This is a genomic window from Pseudomonas yangonensis (assembly GCF_009932725.1).
Taxonomy (GTDB): Bacteria; Pseudomonadota; Gammaproteobacteria; order Pseudomonadales; family Pseudomonadaceae; genus Aquipseudomonas; species Aquipseudomonas yangonensis.
The window spans coordinates 21,186-41,370 of sequence record NZ_BLJU01000012.1; the positions used below are offsets into that span (position 1 = coordinate 21,186).

The window sequence follows — 20,185 nt, forward strand, 5'->3', positions numbered from 1 at the left end:
TGGATCGTTTCGCTATATGCATTGGCGCGGTTGGAATAAGTCTTGCGAGATCGCGTTTCGGTTGAGGAGCAGGCGGTTACTCGTGGCGTGGGCTTGTACGCTATGTGCTACCTGTTCGGCTGTCTGCGGCGCCATCTGTGGTAGGCTGTAGCGATTTCACCGGTCCGTCGTTCGACAGGAGTGTTCATGTCCCTGACCCGTATTTCCATTGCTCTGGCGCTCGCGCTGGGCAGTAGCGTCACGCTGGCTGCCGACCCCGATCAGGTCATCCGTCAGTCGCTCAAGTCGCTCGACGCCAACCTGCCGATCGAGGCCATTGCCGAGAGTCCGATGACCGGTATCTACCAGGTGCAACTGGAAGGTGGTCGTCAGCTCTATACCAGCGCAGATGGTCAGTTCCTGCTGCAGGGCTACCTGTTCCAGGTCAAGGATGGCAAGGCCGTGAACCTTACCGAGATCGAGGAAAGCCGCGCCGTGGCCAAGCAGATCAACGCCATTCCGGCCAAGGAAATGGTGGTGTTCGCGCCCAAGGCACCGAAGACCCATATCACCGTGTTCACCGATACCGACTGCGGCTATTGCCAGAAGCTGCACAGCGAAGTGCCGGAGCTCAACCGTCTGGGCGTGGAAGTGCGTTATGTCGCTTTCCCGCGCCAGGGGCTGAACAGCCCGGCAGCCAAGGAGCTGGTCAATGTCTGGTGCGCCAAGGATCAGCAGGAAGCCATGAATCGCGCCAAGACTCGCCAGAGCGTCGCCGATGCGACCTGTGACAATCCGGTGGCCAAGCAGTATCAGCTGGGCCAGATGATCGGGGTCAACGGTACGCCGGCCATCGTGCTGGCCAACGGCAAGATGATTCCGGGCTATCAGCCGGCGCCGCAGTTAGCCAAGATTGCCCTGGAGTCTAACTAAGAACCTGTCCACGACCTGCTGCGCGTCGGCTCTGCTGCGTTAAAAACAGGCTCGGAATGCTCATTTACACTTCGTAAACTGCGCTTCCTCGCCTGTTTTTGCCTTGCATAGCTCTAGCTCGCGAGCTCGTGAAAAGGTTCTGTGAGCCGTGGATTGACTAACAAACAGCCGCTTCGTAAGGTGCGGCTCTTTATCTGCGGCCGGAGCATGCTCCGGCCGTTTCGTGCAGTGCTGATGGGGAATTGAGTGTGAAGCCGGTCAAAGTGGGCATCTGTGGGTTGGGCACCGTCGGTGGCGGTACGTTGAATGTACTCAAGCGCAATGCCGAGGAGATTACTCGGCGCGCTGGTCGCGGCATCGAGATTGCCCAGATCGCCATTCGCTCGCCCAAGCCGCAGTACGACACCACCGGCATTGCCATGACCAGCGACGTGTTCGAGCTGGTCAACAACCCCGAGATCGATATCGTCATCGAGCTGATCGGGGGCTACACCCTGGCCAAGGAACTGGTGCTCAAGGCCATCGACAACGGCAAGCATGTAGTCACTGCGAACAAGGCGCTGATCGCCGTGCATGGTAACGAGATCTTCGCCAAGGCGCGCGAGAAGGGCGTTATCGTCGCTTTCGAAGCTGCCGTCGCTGGCGGTATTCCAGTGATTAAGGCCATTCGCGAAGGTCTGTCTGCCAACCGCATCAACTGGCTGGCCGGCATCATCAACGGCACCGGCAACTTCATTCTTACCGAAATGCGCGAGAAGGGCCGTGCCTTCGAAGATGTACTCAAGGAAGCGCAGGCGCTGGGTTACGCCGAAGCCGATCCGACCTTCGATGTCGAAGGTATCGATGCCGCGCATAAGCTGACTATCCTGGCGTCCATCGCCTTCGGCATTCCGCTGCAGTTCGACAAGGCCTACACCGAAGGCATCACCAAGCTGACCACGGCCGATGTGAACTACGCCGAGGCGTTGGGCTATCGCATCAAGCACCTGGGCGTGGCTCGTCGTACCGATGCCGGTATCGAGCTGCGCGTGCATCCGACGCTGATCCCGGCCGACCGCCTGATCGCCAATGTCAACGGCGTGATGAATGCGGTGATGGTCAATGGCGATGCGGTTGGCAGCACGCTGTATTACGGCGCCGGTGCCGGGATGGAACCTACCGCTTCGGCAGTGGTGGCCGACCTGGTGGACGTGGTCCGTGCGCTGACTACCGACCCGACCAACCGCGTGCCGCACCTGGCCTTCCAGCCGGATTCGCTGTCCGATCACCCGATCCTGCCCATCGAGGCTTGCGAGAGCGCCTATTACCTGCGCATCCAGGCCAAGGATCATCCGGGTGTGTTGGCGCAGGTGGCGAGCATCCTCTCCGAGCGCGGTATCAACATCGAGTCGATCATGCAGAAGGAAGCCGAGGAGCAGGACGGCCTGGTGCCGATGATTCTCGTGACCCATCGTGTGGTCGAGGCGCGTATCATCGAGGCCATCGCCGCCATGGAGGCGCTGGATGGCGTGACCTCGCCGGTCATGCGTCTGCGCGTCGAACAGCTCAATTAACTCGGGCTGCAGGCTACAGGCTGCAGGCCGCAGGCGAACTTGCCTGGAGCCTGAGGCCTGGAGCCTGAAGCCAAAACCGAAGGTTTTGAACAATGCGCTATATCAGTACCCGCGGCCAGGCGCCGGCCCTGAACTTCGAAGACGTGCTGCTCGCTGGTCTGGCCAGCGATGGTGGTCTCTACGTGCCGGAGAATCTGCCGCGTTTTACCGTCGAGGAGATCGCTTCCTGGGCCGGGTTGCCTTACCACGAGCTGGCCTTCCGCGTGATGCGTCCGTTCGTCGCCGGCTCCATCGCCGATGCCGACTTCAAGAGGATCCTCGAAGAAACCTACGGTGTGTTCGAGCACAACGCCGTGGCGCCGCTGCGTCAGCTCAACGGCAACGAATGGGTGCTGGAGTTGTTCCACGGCCCGACCCTGGCGTTCAAGGACTTCGCCCTGCAGCTGCTTGGCCGCCTGCTCGATCACGTGCTGGCCAAGCGCGGCGAGCGTGTGGTGATCATGGGCGCCACCTCCGGGGATACCGGTTCGGCGGCCATCGAAGGCTGCAAGGCCTGCGACAACGTCGACATCTTCATCATGCACCCGCACAACCGTGTCTCCGAGGTGCAGCGTCGGCAGATGACCACCATTCTCGGCGACAACATCCATAACATCGCCATCGAAGGCAACTTCGACGACTGCCAGGAGATGGTCAAGGCCAGCTTCGCCGACCAGGGTTTCCTCAAGGGCACCCGTCTGGTTGCGGTCAACTCGATCAACTGGGCGCGGATCATGGCCCAGATCGTCTACTACTTCCACGCCGCGCTGCAGCTTGGTGGTCCGGCGCGCTCGGTAGCTTTCTCGGTGCCGACCGGCAACTTCGGCGACATCTTTGCCGGCTACCTGGCGCGCAACATGGGCCTGCCGGTCAGCCAGCTGATCGTCGCCACCAACCGTAACGACATCCTGCACCGCTTCATGAGCGGCAATCAGTACGTCAAGGAAACCCTGCATCCGACCCTGTCGCCGTCGATGGACATCATGGTGTCGTCCAACTTCGAGCGCCTGCTGTTCGACCTGCACGGCCGTAATGGCGCGGCCATTGCCAGCCTGATGGACAGCTTCAAGCAGGGCGGTGGTTTCAGTGTCGAGGAAGATCGCTGGACCGAGGCGCGCAAACTGTTCGACTCGCTGGCCGTCAACGACGAGCAGACCTGCGAGACCATCACCGAGGTGTACAAGGAGTGTGGCGAGCTGCTTGACCCGCACACGGCCATCGGCGTACGCGCCGCGCGTGAATGCCGTCGCAGCCTGGCCACGCCCATGGTTGTGCTGGGCACGGCGCACCCGGTCAAGTTCCCCGAGGCGGTGGAGAAGGCGGGTATCGACGCCGTTGCGACATTACCCGCGCATCTGACCGACCTGTTCCAGCGTGAAGAGCGTTGCACGGTGCTGGCCAACGATCTGAAGGCGGTGCAGCAGTTCGTTGCCGCTCACGGCAATCGCGGCAAGCCGCTCTGAGGCTTTTGCTCTGATAAAACCGGCGCCCTCGTGGCGCCGGTTTCGTTTACAGGGCGAAGAACAGGCCGGCTAGCGCCATCAGAATGATCAGCGTCAGCCAGATCAGCGCGTTCAGGCGGCTGGCGCGTACGACGCCGGCGCCGCGCAGATGCACCGGCGGGTCGTTCTCCAGGTACTGGTCGATGCGGCGTTCGGCCTCTTGCTGGTCGTTTGCCAGGTACTCGCTCAGCAGGTCGATGGCGGCCTGGCGTTGGCCGGCATGCACCAGCTGGCGTACCGCGGGTGGTAGTTCATTCATGGTGCTGGCTGTCTCCCTGTTGACGGGTTCTGGGTCATAACTGCGACCCGGTTAGCGCTTTTTCCCGTGCGCAACGCAAGCGTCTGCGGTTTAATTCGACACTTCGCGAATGGAAGCGTTTTGCTCGAATCATGGATGAGTCTGGGTGCCTGCCTCTCTTCTTTCCCATTCCTGTGCAGTCTTCGGCGTTTCCTGCCGAGGATGACTCCTGCGCGCTGATCTGACGAACGGCATCACATTTATTACATGTAATCACTTTACGACTTACATGTAAGGGTCTAGGCTGCGATTCATGGACAGCAAATCATCAGCCCATTACCAACGTCTTTATCGTCAGCGCCTGCGCGAACAGGGGTTGGTGAAAAAGGAAGTCTGGATATTGCCCGAGCATGCGCCGCTTCTGGTCGCGTTCGAGCGCAAACTGCGCCAGCCACAGTCGCTGCTGGCTTCGATGGAGAAGGAGGAGGGTATGAACATGCCTCAGGTTTGGACCGCTCAGGCGCTGCACGAAGCTCTGGCGGCAACGGAACTGTTCCAAAGCGGTCAGGCCGGCATCGAGCTGATCCAAGGCGCTGACGCCAGCCTGCACATCACCATGCGCGAATACGGCGACCTGCCGCTGTTCATCGCCGTATTCGGCGAGCAGATCATCGTCGAGGCGCTGCTCTGGCCGGCCAGCGACGTGAGTGATGCCGCGGCCTTCAATGAAGAGGTGCTGCGCACCCACAAGCTGTTCCCGTTATCGTCCATCGGCCTGGAGAAGATGGTCGACGGGCGTGATTGCTACACCATGTTCGGTGCGCTGAGTTCCTATTCCAGCCTGTCGGACGTGGTGTTCGAGATCGAGCTGCTGGCGGACAACGTGATCAAGGCCACCGAAGCCTATGAAGGCTTCCTCAAGACTGGCGCCTGAAAGGAGAAAACGCGATGAATGTCTGGAGCAAACTGCTGACGGCGCTGCGTGGCGGTGCCAATGAAATGGGCGAAGCGGTGGTCGACAGCCAGGCGCTGCGCATCCTCGATCAGGAAATCCGCGACGCCGATGTCGAGTTGCGCAAATCCAAGGAAGCGCTGGCCGAGATCATGGCCAAGCACAAGCTCGCCAGCGACAAGGTGAACAAGAGCGCGGCCAGCATCGCCGAGTACGAACAGTACGCGCTCAAGGCGCTGGAAGCCGGCAATGAAACCCTGGCCAAGGAAGTGGCCGAGAAGATCGCCAACCTGGAAATCGAACAGGCCAGCGAGCGCGAACAGGCCGAAGGTTTCGCTGCCAGCGTGGCGCAACTGCGCAAGGCGGTGACCCAGGCCGAGGGCAATATCAAGCGTCTCAAGCAGCAGGTGGATACGGTCAAGGCCACCGAAAGCGTGCAGAAGGCGCAGATGGCCGTGGCGCAGCGTTATGGTGGTTCGCAGGCCAAGCTGCAGACTGCGGTCGAGTCGCTCGAGCGCATCAAGCAGAAGCAGGCCGAGCGCGCGGCGAAGATGGAGGCCTCGGCCGAACTGGCCGCCACCAGCGCGCCGGACGATTCGCTGGAAGCCAAGCTGCGTGCCGCCGGCATCAAGGCCGACAACGCCAGTGCCGACAGCGTGCTGGCGCGCCTGAAGGACAAGTCCAAGGCTTGAACGATGCGGGGCGTTCGCGCCCCGTTTCCCTACTCCAGGGAAAGGAAAAAATGGAACTCTTCCTGCAGACAGCGCTGTCATTCCCCACCGCCATCTACAGCTTCCTGCTGTGCGTGGCGGTCATCTACTGGCTGGTGGTCGCCGCTGGCCTGCTCGAGGTCGACCTGCTCGATCTCGAGGCCGACTCGATGATGGAGGGCAGCGGCCAGACCGAGGGTCTTGCCGGTCTGCTCTACAAGCTCAAGCTTGACGGCGTGCCGGTCACCCTGGTGCTGACGCTGCTGTTCTTCTTCGGCTGGTTCATCTGCTACTTCGTCGAACTATGGCTGCTACGCCATCTGCCGCTGGGCATTCTGCGCTACCCGCTGGGGCTGGTGGTCATCGCTGGCGCATTCGTCGTGGCGGCACCCTTGTGCGCGGCAGTCTGCCGGCCGCTACGCCCCTTGTTTCACAAGGTCGAGGCTGTCAGCAGCAAATCGGTGCTGGGTCAGGTGGCGGTGGTGCGCAGCGGTCGCGTCACGGCCAACCATGGCGAGGCGGTGCTGGAAGATGGTGGCGCCGGGCTCATCCTGCGGGTGCGCGCCGACGAGGCGCAGGGCTTCAAGCGCGGCGACCGTGTCGTGCTGCTGGAATACCTGGCCGCCGAACACGCCTATCGCATCATCACCGAAGAAGAGTTTCGTGGCGTCTAGCCGACCACCCATACGTAACAGAGGGCAGGCAGGGTATGCCGTACCTGCCTGCACAATTAGCAAAGGAGTAAAGCTGTAATGGAAAACCTCATCCCCTTCATCGTCGGGGCAGGGCTGGTCGTCCTTTTCGTGATCGCCCTGATCGCCCTGTTCAAGGCCTTCTATATCAAGGTTCCGCAGGGCACTGCGCTGATCGTCAACGACATGAGCTCGACGCCCAAGGTGCACTTCACCGGCTCCCTGGTGTACCCGGTGATCCACCTTAAGGAGTTCATGAAGATCTCCCTGATCACCCTGGAGGTGGACCGCCGCGCCAAGGACGGTCTGATCTGCCGCGACAACATGCGTGCCGACATCACCGTGGCCTTTTACCTGCGCGTCAACGAGACCCAGGAAGACGTGCTCAAGGTGGCCAAGGCCATCGGCGTAGAGCGCGCCTCCGACCGTGCGGCGGTCAACGAGCTGTTCAATGCCAAGTTCTCCGAAGCGCTGAAGACCGTCGGCAAGCAGTTCGATTTCGTCCAGTTGTTCGAGAATCGCCAGGAATTCCGTGATCGTATCGTCGAGGTGATCGGCAACGACCTCAACGGCTACGTGCTGGAAGACGTGGCCATCGACTACCTGGAACAGACGGCCAAGCATTCGCTAGACCCGAGCAACATTCTCGATGCCGAAGGTATCCGCAAGATCACCGAGCTGACCGCTGCGCAGAACGTCATCACCAACGAGCTGGAGCGCAACGAAGAGCTGGCGATCAAGAAGAAGAACGTCGAAACCCGCGAGGCGACCCTGGCTCTGGAGCGTCAGCAGGCCGATGCCGAGGCGCGTCAGAAGCGTGAGATCGAAACCATCCAGGCTCGTGAGCAGGCCGAGACGCTGAAGGTCAAGGAAGAAGAGCGTCTGAAGGCCGAGCAGGCACGTATCCAGACCCAGGAGCAGATCGACATTCGTGAGGAAAATGCCTCTCGCGAAGTCGAAGTGGCAGAGCAGAACCGCGAGCGTGCGGTCACGATCGAGAAGGAAAAGGTCGTGCGCGCCCAGCAACTGGAAATCGTTGCCCGCGAGCGTGAAGTCGAGCTGCAGCGCATCGAGAAGGAAAAGGCGCTGGAAGAAGAGCGCAAGAACATCGCCGGTGTGATCCGCGAGCGGGTGGCGGTCGAGAAGACCGTCGCTCAGGAAGAAGAGCGCATCAAGGAAGTGCGTGAAGTGTCCGAGGCCGAGCGCCTCAAGCAGGTCACCGTGCTCAATGCCCAGGCCGAAGCCGAGCAGGAGCTGGTGCGCCAGGTCAAGCAGGCCGAAGCCGACGAGACACGTTCCAAGCACAAGGCCGTGGAGATCAACACTCTGGCCCAGGCCGAGCTGGAAGCGGCTGCCAAGAGCGCCGAGGCCAAGAAGAAGCTGGCCGAAGGCATCGAAGCCGAGCGCGCTGCACCTGGCCTGGCCGATGCGCGTGTGCGTGAAGTCACCGCCGCGGCCAAGGAGAAGGAAGGCCTGGCCGAGGCTCGCGTGCAGGCCGAGCGTCTGATCGCCGAGGCCAAGGGCGAGCAGGAGAAAGGTCTGGCGCAGGCGCGTGTCATCGAAGCGCAAGCCGCTGCCAAGGAAAAAGACGGCCTGGCCGACGCCAAGGTGCTGGAAGAGAAGCTGGGCGCCCAGGCACGCGGCGAAGAGCAACTCGGTACCGCCAAGGCCAAGGCGACCCAGGACCTGGGTATGGCCGAAGCACAGGTGCTGCTGGAGCGTCTGAACGCCGAAGCGGAAGGTCTGGGCAAGAAGTTCGGTGCGCTGGATTCGCTCAGCGACAACGCGCGCGCCCACGAAGAGTTCCGCATGCAGCTGGAAAAGAGCTTCGAGGAGGCCATGGCCGCCATCGCTGCGAACAAGGATATCGCCAAGGATCAGGCCGAGGTGCTGGCTACCGCGCTGGCCAAGGCGAAGATCGAGATCGTCGGTGGCGAGGGCGACTTCTTCAACTCCTTCGCCAAGTCGCTGTCGGTGGGCAAGGCCATCGAAGGCGTTGTCGGCAAGAGCCCGGTGGTGCAGGACGTGCTGTCGCGTCTGCTGAACGGCAAGGCCGCCGCTGCCGCGCCGGTGAACGCGCCGAGCGCAGGCCCGGAGCAGGCCTGAGGCCTTAATCATGGGCGGCTGAAGTGCCGCCCACGCTGTCTACCTTTCGATCAACCGGGGAATATGCGATGGCAGAGTCAAGAGACTATCTGGAGATGACCTTCCGCTCGATCCAGTGCTTCAGCAACGATGGTCGTCTGGATGCGCAGGAGCTCAAGAGCCTGCTGGAGATCGCCGAGCGCGACGGCGTGATCGACGACAACGAAGTACGGGTGCTGCGCAAGATCATTGCCCAGGTTCGCCCCGAAGAGATCGACGCGGCGCTGCGCGACAAGATCGCCATCGTCGAGAAGAAGATCGGCGCCTGACTTGCCGGGTGGGGTCGCCCATCCGCCGCACACCAGATTGCCGCGGCCCGATCTTCGCCGCGCAAGCGCCACCCGCATTCCCAGTCCCCTTGCCTGGCTGAACAGGCGCGGGGGCTGAAGGCCGCCTATCCAGGAAGAACACGATGTCGGACGCACAAACACAGGACGTATTGGACAAGGCCGTCGCCGAAGGCGGCGCCTACGAGGTGCTGCACAAGCGCCTGCAGGAGCAGGGCCAGCGCCTGCGCGGGCTGACCGAAGCGCTCAACGGCCAGCGTCTGGCCGAGTTTGGCAGCAGCCATATGGAAGCCATCGGTCGGGTGCGCATCCGCACCGAGAACAACTGCATCGCCCGCGATATCGTCCAGGTCGGTGAATGCCTGCTGTTCGGCTACAACGTGTTCATCGGCCTGAAGAAGGAAACCAGCGTCGCCGATGTGTTCTCCCTCTACCGCCTGGTCGAGGGGCCTGAAGGCTATGACGCCGAGCCGGTGCCGCTGGAGGGCAGCTTTCTTGCCCAGGCCAGTTTCGTCGCCGACTTCAACGAGCTGTACACCTACTACAAGAACACCCGCCTGCTGCAGCTGGCCATCCGCGATGGCAAGCTGCTGGCGAGTTTCCAGATTGGCGAGCGGGTCAGCGACATCCGCGTGTTCCGCTGGTCGATCTCCACGGACGGCAAGGACGTCCGCTACATCGACAACCGTGGCGAGCGCGATATCGCGCTGCCGGCGCCGTTCGACTTCGAGTGGCAGAAGACCTCGCGTGAAATGGTGGTCACCGGCCGCCACCCGCACATGAATATCCTCGACACGGTGTTCGTCGAAACCATCGGTGGCGACCTCACCATCAAGGTCGAGAACAACACCCAGGACGGTCAGGGCATCTACCGCGAAGCGGTGGTGGACAAGACCCAGTCGCTGGATGACGCGCAGATCGAATACGCCCGCCTGGGCAGCCTGATCCTGCTGAAGATACTGCCGTACCGCGAGGAGCAGTGGCGCTACCTGGTGTTCAACAGCCTGACCAACCAGGTCGAGCGCATCGACGCCATCGGCCTGGCCTGCGTACAGCTGCCGGAAGACCACGGCATCATCTTCCCTGGCGGTTATTACCTGCAGAGCGGGCAATACAAGACCTTCGAACAGCCCATGGGCGGCATGCGTTTCAAGCGTTCGGTGCGCTCGCCCAACGGCGAGGACGTGCAGTACATCTTCTACCACCCGGAAGAAGGTCGCTCGGCGCTGTTCACCTACAACATGATCAACCGCCAGCTGCACAACCCGATCTTCGGCCACGGTTACGCGCGTCTGGAAGACGGGCGCATGGTGATCTTCGCCGCCGAGGGCAGCGAGCCGACCCGCATCCATCCGATGCAGATCTGGCAGACGCCGTTCGAGAGCGACGATTACGCCGCTCGTCAGCCGGCGCGCAGCGGCTTCTTCGGGCGTATCGGCAATGCCGAACTGGTGCGCGGTGTGTCAGACCTGCTCAACCTCAGCCGTGAGATCGACAGCCGCGAAGTGTCGGTGGCGCGCTACACCCAGCTATGCCAGAACACCCGCCGCCTGTTCGACGTCTACCACTGGCTGGGCGACGACCAGTGCGCCGAGCTGGCGCCGCTGTTGCGTGAGATCGCCGCCACTGGCGAGCTGGTGCTTGACGAATTCGAGAAGGTCGAGAGCATCCGCCAACAATCGGCGCGCGCCATGGCCGAGGCCGAAACCCGGCAGAAGAGTCTGCTCTCCGGCCTGCTGGTCGACAGCTTTGACGAGGTGCAGCACTTCGTCGAGGCGCTGGGCGCCATCACCGCGCAGCGCGGCCAGTTGCTGACCATCCGCGACTACCGCTACATCGACGTGGCGCGCATCGACGCCATGGAAGCCGAACTGCTCGAGGCGCAGGAGCGCGTGGCCACGGCCACCTCCGCCTTCCTTGCCAGTGACGCCGCGCTGCAACCCTACGTGCAGCGCCTGGGCGAACTGGATGGCCTGGCGCAGAAGGCCGAGAGCGTCACCCAGCTGAATGAGCCGCTGGCCGAGATGCAGGCCATGGCCGGCAACCTGGACATGCTGTCGAGCCTTATGGCCGGGCTCAAGATCGACGACGCCACCCAGCGCACCGCCATCGTCGAGTCGATTTCCGAGGTCTACGCCCATCTCAACCAGGCCAAGGCGCGTGCCGAGCAGCGGCGCAAGGGCCTGGGCTCGGCCGAGACCGTGGCGCAGTTCGGCGCCCAGTTCAAACTGTTCAGTCAGGGCATCACCAACGCCCTGGCGCTGGCCCAGGACCCGGAGAAGTGCGACGAGCAGCTGTCGCGTCTGCTGGTGCAGCTCGAAGAACTGGAAAGCCAGTTCGGCGATCATGAGGAATTCCTCAGCGACATTCTCGGCAAGCGTGAAGAACTGCTGGAAACCTTCGAGTCGCACAAGCAGAGCCTGCTCGACGACCGCCAGCGACGCGCCCAGGGTGTGCTCGACGCCGCTCAGCGCATCCTCGACAGCCTGGGCCGGCGCACCGCGCGGCTGACCCAGATGGAGGAGCTCAACGCCTTCTTCGCCGCCGACCCGCTGATTCTCAAGTTGCGCGAGATGGCCGAGCGCCTGCGCGAACTGAAAGACAGCGTCAAGGCCGACGACGTCGAGGCGCGCCTCAAGGCCGCCCGCGACCAGGCGGTGCGTGCCCTGCGCGACAAGAGCGAGCTGTTCGAGGAGGGCGGCAACGTCATCAAGCTCGGCCCGCGTCACCGCTTCAGCGTCAACACCCAGGAACTCGACCTGACCCTGATGCCGCGCGGTGATCAGCTTTACCTGCACCTGACGGGCACCGATTTCCTCGAACCGCTGCACGATGAAACGCTGGAAAGCCTGCGTGATTACTGGCAGGTGTCGCTGGAGTCCGAATCGCCCTCGCTGTACCGCGCCGAATACCTCGCCGGCCTGGTGCTCGACGCCGCCGTGGCCGGCCGTGAAGGCCTCACCCTCGATCTGCTCAAGACCCACCTGGCGCAGCCGGAAACCCTGACTCGTTTGATTCGCGACTTCGCCGCGCCGCGCTACAAGGATGGCTTTGAAAAGGGCATCCACGACCACGACGCGGCGCTGATCCTCACTCAACTGCTGCCGCTGCGCGAAAGCGCCGGGCTGCTGCGCTACGCGCCGGCCGCGCGCGGTTTCGCCGCGCTGTTCTGGAACCGCTGGGGGCAGGACATCGAGGCCGAGCTGTGGCCCGAGCGCGCGCGCAGCAGCCTGCACCTGCGTCAGCTGTTCGGCAGCGAGAACGGCGTGCAGCGCCTGCGCGACGAGATCGACGCGGCCATGCAGCGCTTCCTCGCTCAGCATCCGTTGCCGGTGGACGCCGCGCAGCGTCAGGCGGCGGCCGCCTATCTGGTGGAGGAGCTGGCGGCCAAGCCGGTCGAATTCAGCTTCAGCAAGTACGCCCGGCAACTGCTCGACACCCTGCAGCAGCGCATGCAGGCCAGCCATGTGTGGGACGACTACCGCGCCGCGCTGGACAACCTGCGTGGCCGCCCGGTGCAGCGCTGGTCGCTGGCGCAGACCTGGTTCGACGGCCTGTGCGCGCAGGACGCGGCCATGAATGAGCTGGCCGACTACGTGCCCGAGGCGATCGCCGTCAGCCTGCTGGATGACGAATTTCCGCGGCGTTTCACCGAGGTCGATCTGCGTTTCACTGTCAGCGGCCTGCTTGGCGATCATCCGCGTGTGCCGAACGGTACGCTGCTGCTGGCCATCGACGATTATTTCGCGCGCCTGCAGCAACACCTGAATCATTTCGTGCCGCAGCTGCAGCGCTACCAGGCGCTGCGCCAGGAAGTCATCAACCGCGAGCGCGACGCGCTGCGCCTGAGCGAATTCAAACCGCGTCCGCTGTCGTCCTTCGTGCGCAACAAGCTGATCAACGACGTGTACCTGGGCTTCATCGGCGACAACCTGGCCAAGCAGATGGGCACCGCCGGCGAGAACAAGCGCACCGACCTGATGGGCCTGTTGATGCTCATCTCGCCGCCCGGCTACGGCAAGACCACGCTGATGGAATACGTGGCCCATCGCCTCGGCCTGATCTTCATGAAGGTCAACGGCCCGGCGCTCGGTCACGAAGTGCGTTCGGTGGATCCTGCGCAGGCGCCGGACGCCACCTCGCGTCAGGAGCTGGAAAAGCTCAACCTGGCGCTGGAGATGGGCAACAACGTGATGCTCTACGTCGACGACATCCAGCACACGCACCCCGAGTTCCTGCAGAAGTTCATCTCGCTGTGCGACGGCACGCGGCGCATCGAAGGCGTGTGGAAGGGCAAGACCAAGACCTACGACATGCGCGGCAAGAAGTTCTGCGTGGTGATGAGCGGCAACCCGTACACCGAGTCCGGCGACGTGTTCAAGATTCCCGACATGCTCGCCAACCGCGCCGACATCTACAACCTCGGCGACACTCTGGGCGGCATGCAGGAAGCCTTCGCGCTGTCCTACATCGAAAACAGCCTGACTTCCAACCCGGTGCTGGCGCCGCTGGCCACCCGTGACATGGCCGACGTCTACCGCTTCGTCGCCAAGGCCGAGGGCAAGCCGTTCTCCGCCAACGAGCTGAGCCACACCTACAGCGCCGCCGAGATCAACGAGATCACCGCCACCCTGCAGCGCCTGATGCAGGTGCGCGATGTGGTCGGCCGGGTCAACCAGCAGTACATCGTCAGCGCCGCCCAGGCCGACAGCTACCGCACCGAGCCGCCGTTCAAGCTGCAGGGCAGCTACCGCAACATGAACAAGATGGCCGAGAAGATCAGCTCGGTGATGAACGACGCCGAGCTGCTGCAACTGATCGCCGACCACTACCAGGGCGAGTCGCAACTGCTCACCACCGGCGCCGAGGAGAACCTGCTCAAGCTCGCCGAGCTGCGCGGCAACATGACGCCCGAGCAGGCCGAGCGCTGGGCGCAGATCAAGCGCGATTTCATGCGCAACAAGGCCATGGGCGGTAGCGATACGGATGTTGGTGGGCGCGTGGTGGCGCAGCTCAACGACCTGGTCGAGAGCGTGCGCGGCCTGGGCGCTGCCGGCAAGCCGGCCAGCGAGGCGCCGGGCATCCCCTGGGAGCAGTTGCTGGCCGGGCTGGATAATCTGGGCAGGCTGCGCCCGCAGGTGGAGGTGGTTGCGCCGCCACAGCCGGGCACGCAAAAATTGCTCGAAAGCCTGGCCGATAGCCTGGAAAACAGCTTCCTGCCGCTGATCAGAGCGATGGACAAGAAGATCGACATCGATTTGCGCACGCACAACCGCATGCTGGAAATCTCCACCCAGCTGCGTGATCTCGGCACGCTGCTCGGCCACGAGCAGCGCAGCGATGCCGCGGACGACGAGGCGCCGTGAGGCGAGGCTGGCTGGTCGAGTTACGCCCGCTGATCGTGATCAGCGGCGCGATGCTGCTGGTGCAACTGGTCAATGGCGCCCTCGGCGGCGCCTTGAATTTCTGGGGCCTGGTGCCCCGGCATATCGAGGCACTGCCGGGCATTTTCCTTGCGCCCTGGCTGCACGGCAGTTGGGCGCATCTGCTCGGCAACCTCAGCGGCCTGCTGGTGCTCGGTTCTCTGGTGCTGCTGCGCTCGCGCCGCGATTTCTTCTTCGCCAGTGCCTTCATCATCCTTGGCAGCGGGACGCTGGTCTGGCTGTTAGGTCGTACCGGCCTGCATGTCGGCGCCAGCGGCTGGCTGTTCGGCTTCTGGGGGCTGTTGCTGGCGCGGGCCTGGTTCGAGCGCAGCCTGCTCGACCTGTTGCTGGCGGTGCTGGTGTTCTTCCTCTACGGCGGCTGGTTCTTCGGCCTGCTGCCGCGTGCCGGCGTTTCCTTCGAATACCACTTGGCGGGAGCTTTCTGCGGTGTGCTGTACGCCGCGCTGACTCGTCGCCGCATTCAACGATGAAAAGGGACTTTTAATGGATTTCAACCGCCTCGATCAGCAACTGCGCGACAGCCTGGCCGACCTGCGTCTGAGCAACGAGGAACGCGACGAGCTGCGCCAGCTGGGCAGCGAGCTGAGCACTGACCAGGTGCGTTTCATGCGCAACCGCGCCTTCGCCCTGGCCCGTGAGCTGATGCGCGAGCCGGCCAACGTCGAACCGGTGCTGAAGTGGCTGGAGCAGGTGATCAAGACCCTCGACAGCGCCGGCAGCGCGCCGCGCGTGGAACATGCCAGCGCCCACTTCAGTCCGGGCGAGAGCTGCCGGCGCAAGATTCGCGAGCTGTGCCGCCAGGCGCGCAGCAGCGTGGATATCTGCGTCTACACCATCTCCGACGATCAACTCAGCGAGGAAGTGCTCGCCTGTCATCAGCGTGGTATCGCCGTGCGGGTGATCAGCGACAATGAAAAGCAGTTCGACGAAGGCAGCGACATTCAGTGGCTGCGCGACAAGGGCGTGCCGCTGCGCATCGACGCCGGCCCCTTCCACATGCACCACAAGTTCGCCCTGTTCGACGGGCGCCTGCTGCTCAACGGCAGCTTCAACTGGACGCGCAGTGCCACCACCAGCAACGAGGAAAACCTGCTGGTAATCGACCATCCGCAGCTGGTCGCGGCTTATTCCCGTGAATTCGACGCGCTCTGGGCGCGCTACGCAGGCAACTGATGGAGCACCCTCACGCGCGCCAGCTGCTCGGCTTCTATCGCAGTTGCTACCTGGCCGACAGCCGCGATCTGGATCTGGACAACCTGAGCAAGCTGCCCGCCAATCGCTGGGCCTGGCTCGATGGGCGCGAGGAGCTGGCCAGCGGCGGCATGCCGCTGCTGCCATTGGCGGCCGAGCTGGGCCGCAACCTGGCCGAGGCGCAGGCGCTCTATCAACGCGAACTGCAACTGGTCTACGGCGTGCTGCCGATCTGTGGCCGGCTGCAAGTGGAAAGCGGTGCTGCGCAGGCGATCTGCGGCCCGTTGTTCTATTACGAGGCCAGTCTGCAGGCGACGGCCGACGGGCAGAGCCAGATGCTCGCCATCGACGTGCAGCGCGCCCATGGCAACTGGCGGCTGCTGCGCCGTCTGTTCGATGAGAGCGGCAACGATAGCCTCGATGATCTGCCGCTGCCGGCCGGCATACTGGACGCTGCCTCGCTGGGGCAGCTGCTGGCCTGGGTAGAGCGCAATACGCAGGTGGGCGAGGTCAGCGAAGCCGCAGGCTTCCCGCTGTTGGCAGAGGCCGATACCTTGGCCAAGGCTCAGCGTCGCCGCAGCCTGTCGCTGCAGTCCGGTGCCTTCGTCGCCCTGGTGCCGCGCGGCAGCGGCAGTCGCGGTATCGCCCATGAGCTGCAGCTGCTGCAGGAGGCCGAGCAGCTTTCGCCGGCCTTGTTGCAGCTGCTCGGTGAAGTGCCTGCCTTGCAGTCCACGGGCTCGATCAGCGCGCCGCAGCGCCTGCCGGCGCAACTCAGCGCGGCCCAATGCCGGGCGTTGGCCAATGCCGCGCGCTATCCGCTGAGCCAGGTTTCCGGCCCGCCCGGTACCGGCAAGAGCTACAGCCTGGCGGCCCTGGCGCTGGATCGCTACCTGCAGGGCGAGAGCGTGCTGCTGGTCAGCCGCAGCGTACAGGCGGTGCGGGTCATCGCGCACAAACTGCGCGAGGATTTCGGCCTGCGTGACGGCGTGCTCGAAGGCGATGGCCAGAGCCTGCGCCAGGCCCTGCGCGAGCGTCTGCAGCGCATGCTGCAGGGCGAGATTCCGGAGGTCTCCGAGCAGCTCGAGGCGCGTCAGCGCAGCGAGCTGGAGGTGCTGACCCAGGCCGAGCGGCGCCTCTCGGCGGACTTCCGCAAGCGCTGCGAGCAGGCCGTGCGCTGGAGCCGTCTCTTGTTGCGCGCCGAACGCGGCAGCCTGGCCTTCTGGCAGCGCTGGCTGCAGGTGCCCTGGGTGCGCAAACGGGTTGGTGCCAGCGTACGCCCCTGGGCGTTGCTGGACGAGCTGCGCGATGGCCAGCGGCGCCGGCAGTTGCTCAGTCGCGAACACCTCAACAGCCATCGCAGCCTGGCGCTCAAACGTCTGTTGATGACCGACCGTGGGCTGTTCGTGCGCTACAACCAGGCCATTCGCGCGCGCAACTCGCAGCGCCAGTTGGCCTTGTTCGAGGATATCGACCCGGCGCGCCTGCTGGCCGCCTTCCCGATCTGGGTGGTGACGCTGGACGAGCTGCACCGGCTGTTGCCGCTGCGCCCGGAACTGTTCGACGTAATGGTGATGGACGAGGCGACCCAGTGCGACATCGCCTCGGCGCTGCCGGCCTTCCAGCGCTGCAAACGCGCCGTGGTCACCGGCGACGCGCGTCAGCTGCGGCACATTTCCTTTCTTTCCCGTGTACGCGAAACGCAACTGCTGCAGCGTGCCGGTCTGCAGGCCGAAGAGCGAGAGGCCTGGAGCTACCGAGACAATAGCGTGCTGGACCTGGTCGGCCTGCAACTGGCCAGCCAGGACGCCGTGGTGTTTCTCGACGAACACTTTCGCAGCCGCCCGGCGCTGATCCGTTTCAGCAACGAATTGTTCTACGACCGGCGTCTGCGAGTGATGAAGGAGCGCCCTGGCTTCGATGCCTGCGACAGCCTGCAGTTGCTGCGCATCGAGGGTCGGCGTGGGCGCAATGGTGTCAACGAGGCGGAAGTGGAGCGGGTGCTGGCACTGATCACGGCGCATCTGGCCGAGTACCTAGGCAGCCCGCTGAAACCCAGCATCGGCGTGCTGTCACCGTTTCGCGATCAGGTCGAACGCATCCGCGCGCGCATCGGCGAAACCCTGCCGCTGGAGCAATTGCGCGAGTTCCGCCTGCTGGTGGATACGCCCTATGGATTCCAGGGCGAGGAGCGCGACCTGATGATCCTCAGCTTCGCCATCGATAGCGAGTCGAGCCAGGCTGCGGCCTATCTGAATCGCGCCGACCTGTTCAACGTCGCCATCACCCGCGCCCGCGAGCGCCAGGTGTTGCTGTTCAGTGGCGACGAGCGCCACCTGCCGGCCACGCACCTGCTACGTCGTTATCTGGAGTACCTCGAGAAGCCCGGTGCGATCTGGCAACCCGGTGCCACCGACGCGGCGCGGCAGACGCTATGCGAAGCGCTGCAGGCCCGCGGCGTCAGCGTCTGGAACCACTATCCGCTGGCTGGCCAGGTACTGGACCTGTTCTGCCGCCGTGGCGACAAATGCCTGGCCATCGACCTGATCGGCTTTCCGGGGGAGGGCGAGGGCTTCCTCGAGCTGGAGCGCTATCTGGTGCTGACGCGCGCCGGTCTGGAAACCCTGCCGCTGAGCTACGGCCTCTGGCGCGAGGCCCCGCAGCAGGCGTTGGAGGCGATACTGGCGCGGCTTTAGATAGCGCACAGGGTCTCGTTGCGCTGGCCCTGGCTGATCAAGCCCCAGGTTTTCCAGGTCTTGTCGTCATCCAGGCGCTCGAGCAGGCGCTGCTGCAGCCGTTGGCTGCGTTGTTTGTCCTGCTCGGCGAGGGACAGGATACGTTGGTGTAGCGCGTTTATAGGGGCGTCAGCATGCCCGATGAGCGTTTTGAAGCTGATCAGCTCCACGGCTTCTTCCAGTCGGTCTGCTTCGACATGGGCCTGTAGCAACGGCTCTTCCTGCCAGTCGCTGGCCAGGCCTTCCTCGAGCAGTTTCCTGGCAGTGTCCAGCGCGCCGAGTCTGATCATGACGGTGACGAACTCATCGCAGTAGAAGCCCTGATCGTCCTCTTCCGGGAACTGCGCATCGCGCAGTTGTCGCTCGATCTCTTGCGCCAGCGTCCGAGCCTGCTCCGACTCACCCAGTGCCTGCAGCAGCTCACAATGATGAATTCGCTCGGACAGGGCGTCGTCGAACTCGAGTTGGGCGTGCAGCTTGGCGATCTCTTCCAGGTGGTTGCGGACCGTCCAGCTATCGCGCTGGCTCAGGGAGCGTCCGGTCTGTTCCTTGAGCAGGTGTTGCAGGTGCAGCAGGCGCATGAATGGCCACTCAGGCTGTCCCTTGCGGCTGCTCACCAGGCGATCGGACTGGCGTAGCAGGTCTGCGGTCCAATACGGCTGGCTTTGGAAGTGGCGTTGCGCCAGGTTGAGCAGAAGCCAGTTGAGCGTGGCGGGTTCCAGACGCGGTGTTTCCTTGTCCAGCAGTTTCTGCGCCTGTTGGGTGTCGCCTCGCCGGGCGTGCCAGTCCAGGTAGTGCTCCAGCAGAATCGAATGGGTGCTTCCGGTCGCGTTGGCCAGCAGCTCTTGTGCCAGGTCATGGCGCTGGTCCTGCAGCAACTGGTCGAGCAGCTTTTCGTAATCCAGCAGGTAGGCGGCCGACGAGTCGAGCGAACCAAGCAGGGCCAGACAGTGCTCGTACTGCCCCTGATCCAGCAACAGCTGGGCGATGAAGCGCTTGTCCTCCTCGCTTCGTTCGGCGAGTTGAAGCAGTTGCCCATAGCGCTGAAACTCGGCCAGCGCCTGCATGAAGGGCCGCCATTGGATAATCGAGCTCTGTTCTTCGGCATTCAATACGACTTCGGCCCTGGCAAGACTTGCCTGAGCCGCGTCGGGCATCTCGCAGCGCTGCTGCAGGCGAGCGAGATCGATTAGCTGGCTGGCGTCGAGGTGATCGCTCTGCGCCAGGGCAGCCAGCACGCTGCGTGCTTCGTCCGCTTTACCCTCGGCCAGCAGCAATTCTGCATCCAGCAGCGGCAGGCTGAGGCGTTGTGCAGGCAGGCGAGTTTTCATCTCGATAGCCTTGTCGACCTGGCCTTCGTCGATCAGGTGCTGCAGCATCTCTTCCAGTGCCTTTTGGGCATAGGGGGCCTCGAGGCTCGAGAGCAGTTTGAGCGCTTCCTCTTCCCTGCCCAGTTTCAGCAGTACGCTGCACAGAGACACGTGAGCGATTTGCCAGGCATCTCCCCACAGGCGCGAGGCGACCTGCAAGGCCAGCTCCGGTGCGCTGAGACTCAGGATGCTGATGCGATTGATCTTTGCGGCGTCTGTGGGGGTGATGCGGGCCGAGTGACCCGAGAAATCCAGGTGCACCTCTTCGTCTTCTTTGCTGAACGACTCGGCGAGTCTGAACGCGATGAGAACCAATAGCACCAGAATGATAAAAGCTTCCACGACACCTCCTTGTTTGATTCGCCCGCTGGCACCATCCGTCCAGGATGAGCTTTGCGTCGGGGTTATACGGATCCAC

Annotated in this window: 14 protein-coding genes; 12 read left to right on the forward strand and 2 right to left on the reverse strand. The window is 63.5% G+C overall.

Annotated features, from left to right (window positions below; genetic code table 11):
* Window positions 1-186: 186 nt before the first annotated feature.
* The 3 genes from GYB81_RS14840 (at window position 187) to thrC (ending at window position 3,967) form a co-directional block, all read left to right on the forward strand.
* Window positions 187-912: a thioredoxin fold domain-containing protein gene (locus GYB81_RS14840; RefSeq protein ID WP_161865250.1), complete on the forward strand. Its 726-nt coding sequence runs from the start codon at window positions 187-189 to the stop codon at window positions 910-912.
* Window positions 913-1,160: 248 nt separating this feature from the next.
* Window positions 1,161-2,465, forward strand: coding sequence for a homoserine dehydrogenase (locus GYB81_RS14845; protein WP_161865249.1), 1,305 nt, complete (start codon window positions 1,161-1,163; stop codon window positions 2,463-2,465).
* A gap of 92 nt (window positions 2,466-2,557) precedes the next feature.
* Window positions 2,558-3,967 (forward strand): threonine synthase, encoded by a 1,410-nt coding sequence (gene thrC / locus GYB81_RS14850; RefSeq protein ID WP_161865248.1) that lies wholly within the window; start codon window positions 2,558-2,560, stop codon window positions 3,965-3,967.
* A 46-nt stretch (window positions 3,968-4,013) separates the two neighbouring features.
* Here thrC and GYB81_RS14855 read toward each other — a convergent pair whose 3' ends face one another.
* Complete coding sequence (locus GYB81_RS14855; protein WP_161865247.1) at window positions 4,014-4,265, reverse strand: hypothetical protein; 252 nt, start codon at window positions 4,263-4,265, stop codon at window positions 4,014-4,016.
* Window positions 4,266-4,557: 292 nt separating this feature from the next.
* On the opposite strand from GYB81_RS14855, the gene bacA reads away from it, so the two are divergent.
* The 9 genes from bacA to GYB81_RS14900 all read left to right on the forward strand — a co-directional run bounded on the left by bacA (window position 4,558) and on the right by GYB81_RS14900 (window position 18,358).
* Window positions 4,558-5,178: a biofilm formation regulator BacA gene (bacA, locus tag GYB81_RS14860; protein ID WP_161865246.1), complete on the forward strand. Its 621-nt coding sequence runs from the start codon at window positions 4,558-4,560 to the stop codon at window positions 5,176-5,178.
* Window positions 5,179-5,192: 14 nt separating this feature from the next.
* Window positions 5,193-5,888 (forward strand): PspA/IM30 family protein, encoded by a 696-nt coding sequence (locus tag GYB81_RS14865; RefSeq protein WP_161865245.1) that lies wholly within the window; start codon window positions 5,193-5,195, stop codon window positions 5,886-5,888.
* A gap of 50 nt (window positions 5,889-5,938) precedes the next feature.
* Window positions 5,939-6,580, forward strand: coding sequence for an OB-fold-containig protein (locus GYB81_RS14870; protein ID WP_161865244.1), 642 nt, complete (start codon window positions 5,939-5,941; stop codon window positions 6,578-6,580).
* A 78-nt stretch (window positions 6,581-6,658) separates the two neighbouring features.
* Complete coding sequence (locus tag GYB81_RS14875; RefSeq protein ID WP_161865243.1) at window positions 6,659-8,704, forward strand: flotillin family protein; 2,046 nt, start codon at window positions 6,659-6,661, stop codon at window positions 8,702-8,704.
* A 68-nt stretch (window positions 8,705-8,772) separates the two neighbouring features.
* The gene (locus GYB81_RS14880; RefSeq protein WP_161865242.1) at window positions 8,773-9,012 is read left to right on the forward strand and encodes a hypothetical protein; all 240 of its coding nucleotides are present in this window, start codon (window positions 8,773-8,775) and stop codon (window positions 9,010-9,012) included.
* 143 nt (window positions 9,013-9,155) lie between these two features.
* The gene (locus GYB81_RS14885) at window positions 9,156-14,396 is read left to right on the forward strand and encodes a DNA repair ATPase (protein WP_161865241.1); all 5,241 of its coding nucleotides are present in this window, start codon (window positions 9,156-9,158) and stop codon (window positions 14,394-14,396) included.
* On the forward strand, window positions 14,393-14,944 hold the full coding sequence (locus GYB81_RS14890; RefSeq protein ID WP_161865240.1) for a rhomboid family intramembrane serine protease: 552 nt from the start codon (window positions 14,393-14,395) through the stop codon (window positions 14,942-14,944). Before GYB81_RS14885 ends, GYB81_RS14890 begins: the two co-directional genes overlap by 4 nt.
* 13 nt (window positions 14,945-14,957) lie before the next feature.
* The gene (locus GYB81_RS14895) at window positions 14,958-15,647 is read left to right on the forward strand and encodes a phospholipase D-like domain-containing protein (RefSeq protein WP_161865239.1); all 690 of its coding nucleotides are present in this window, start codon (window positions 14,958-14,960) and stop codon (window positions 15,645-15,647) included.
* Entirely contained in the window at window positions 15,647-18,358 is a 2,712-nt protein-coding gene (locus GYB81_RS14900) for a DEAD/DEAH box helicase (RefSeq protein ID WP_233787590.1), read from the forward strand. The genes GYB81_RS14895 and GYB81_RS14900 overlap by 1 nt, the downstream gene beginning before the upstream one ends.
* On the opposite strand, the gene GYB81_RS14905 is transcribed toward GYB81_RS14900, so the two are convergent.
* The gene (locus GYB81_RS14905) at window positions 18,355-20,109 is read right to left on the reverse strand and encodes a tetratricopeptide repeat protein (protein WP_161865238.1); all 1,755 of its coding nucleotides are present in this window, start codon (window positions 20,107-20,109) and stop codon (window positions 18,355-18,357) included. The two genes, GYB81_RS14900 and GYB81_RS14905, sit on opposite strands and share 4 nt — an antisense overlap.
* Between the last annotated feature and the right edge of the window lie 76 nt (window positions 20,110-20,185).